The following is a 2,405-nucleotide window of genomic DNA, read 5'->3' as shown; positions in this document are numbered from 1 at the left end:
TGAGCTATCTTTTAGTGTTGCTCTGCGGGAGGCACGGGATCTTGTACAAACCCTGAGACAGTACCGTAATTATACGACACCACATGCTGACACATATCGCCGTGGCATTGAGACTGTTATTCGACTGCTCGCCCCGGTCGCACCACATCTAACCGAAGAACTGTATTCAGCACTTGATCATGATGAATTTATTACCGATGCATCATGGCCACAGACGGATGTTGAGTATGACGTCGTTACAAAACGACGTGCACTTGTTGAGGATACCCGAGAGGATGTTCGTCAAATCATCACCGTTGCTGATATCGATGATCCAGAGGCAATCAAAATCGTTGTTTCACCAGCATGGAAATACACCGCATTGACAACCGCAATCGAAAGCGATGCTGAAAATCTCATATCGGAATTGATGCAAAATCCAACTATGCGTGAACAGGGTGATGCAGCTGCTGAGTATGGACAGCAGTTACAAAATGAGCGTGAGGCATTGGCGACAACGCTCCCACCAGAGCGTGAGTATGAAACACTCCATGCGGCAACATGGCTCATTGAGCGCGAGTTTGAGGCCCCTGTTACCGTCGTCCATGCCGAAGATGCCCCGGCAGATGTCGCACGACAAGCTGAACCTGGTCGTCCAGCGATTGATATCGATGAGTAGTATTAGTATGTCCTTATCCTGTATTTCTATCTGCCTATCTTTTCTCAAGGCGAGAATCCCGCCGTTTACCGCGGGCGTGAAGCCGACAACTGCTGAACAGTCCACTGTTGGTCGAAGGCCGAATGCCCTACATTGACACACTGTTATATATATTTGGTGCATAACAATCAGTACGGTCAAATGAAGTATAACCTCGAAAAAGGGTCCCACACGGTGTACGCGCTCCAATATCACTTTGTGACCGTCACAAAGTATCGGAGCGACATCCTCACCGGCGAGATTGCAGAACGGCTTGGTGAGATTGCCAGTGACATCGCCGAAGAGTTCAGTGTGAGCATCCAGAACGTCGATGGCGGTTCTGACCACGTTCACATCCTCTTCACCGCAGAACCGACCACTGAGCTTACCAAGTTCATCAACTCGCTCAAAGGTGTCTCGTCCCGCAAAATTCGGGACGAATACCCTGAAACACGACAAGCTCTCGATAATGCCTTCTGGCAGCCGGGATACTTCCTCGCTACGACCGGACAGGTGAGTATTGACGTGTTGATGGACTACGTAGACGATCAGTAACATGGCCGCAACAACCACGAAAACGCTGGAAGCTACGCTCGCCCCACCGACAGCACACAAACAGCGAAAGCTGTGCGACCTACTTGACACCTATCGTGAGGGACTACAAGAAGCGTTTGAGGCTGGTTGCGACACGATGAGTGCAATGCAACCAGCGACGTGGTGACACCGTACGATCTACCGTATCAGGCGAAAGCAGCTCTGTGCAACTACGTTCCACAACTCCACGACACCTACGATGCTCAGGAGTTAGACGACGATCACCCGGTTCGGCTCACTAACCAAAACCAAGCCGCCGAGTTCGACCACTCGGCGGCGCGAGACTACGAATTTACGTGGTGGGCACCACAACCCGGTCGCGGGACGAATTTCTGGATACCGCTTCGGATCAATCCCGCACAGACGGAACTATGGCACGATCTTCTCGATGGTGATGCATCCGCAGGCCAAATCCGACTCCAACGACACCGCACGTCGTGGACACTACACGTCACTGTCGAGTTCCCGATTGAACAGCCGGATTACGAATCGACCGACGAAGATGTAACACCAGTCGGCTTTGACATTGGCGAAGCACACCTGCTCGCGGGCTGTGCCTGCGAGCAGGCCACACCGACTGACCCACTACTCATCAACGGTAGCCGCGCTCGATACCTTCGCAAAGAGATGGTCACGACACTCAAACGACTCCAAGAGCGTGAAGCCGCACAGTGGCGGATTGACGAGCGATTCAACCACTCCCAGAACGCTCTGACAGACATTATCGAGAAGGCGTCTCGACGTGCCGTCGAATACGCCTGCCGATTCGACAAGCCAGTGCTGGTGCTGGTGCTGGTGTTAGAGGATCTCTCGTACATCCGCGAAGACCTCGACTACGGCAAGTGGATGAACCGACGCCTCCACGCATGGGCGATGGGCGTTCGCTCGGCTTCAACAACGCATTGAGGCCAAAGCACGAGAAGCTGGGGTTCCGGTCACATACGTCCGACCGGAGTACACGAGCCAGATATGCCACGAGTGCGGCCACATCGGCCAGCGGAACGGCGACGAGTTCCGCTGTCCAACCGATGAGTGTTGGGTATCGGAGTATCACGCAGACATCAACGCGGTCGCCAGACGTAGTCTGGCGGGCAGCAAGATCGCGACGCGATCTTGCGACGGCGGTCAATATCGC

2 protein-coding genes and 1 pseudogene are annotated in these 2,405 nt (G+C 53.6%); all 3 read left to right on the top strand.

The genetic code is table 11. The features are described from left to right. Nucleotides 1-658: class I tRNA ligase family protein (locus tag J07HQW2_RS03510; RefSeq protein WP_303703948.1), on the top strand; the 658-nt coding region annotated here is incomplete at its 5' end. 180 nt (nucleotides 659-838) lie between these two features. Beyond that, nucleotides 839-1,231, top strand: coding sequence for an IS200/IS605 family transposase (gene tnpA, locus J07HQW2_RS03505; protein ID WP_021053963.1), 393 nt, complete (start codon nucleotides 839-841; stop codon nucleotides 1,229-1,231). A gap of 1 nt (nucleotide 1,232) precedes the next feature. Next, nucleotides 1,233-2,405, top strand: a pseudogene (locus J07HQW2_RS03500) (zinc ribbon domain-containing protein); the annotation flags it as partial.

This window comes from Haloquadratum walsbyi J07HQW2, from assembly GCF_000415985.1.
In the GTDB taxonomy this organism is placed as follows: domain Archaea; phylum Halobacteriota; class Halobacteria; order Halobacteriales; family Haloferacaceae; genus Haloquadratum; species Haloquadratum walsbyi_B.
The sequence above is the reverse complement of the archived record's forward strand: the minus strand, read 5'-3'. Positions and strand labels throughout refer to the sequence as shown.

Bases quoted from the DNA above. Each gene is read 5' to 3' on its own strand.
- tnpA (WP_021053963.1), top strand. From the start codon at position 839: ATGAAGTATAACCTCGAAAAAGGGTCCCACACGGTGTACGCGCTCCAA.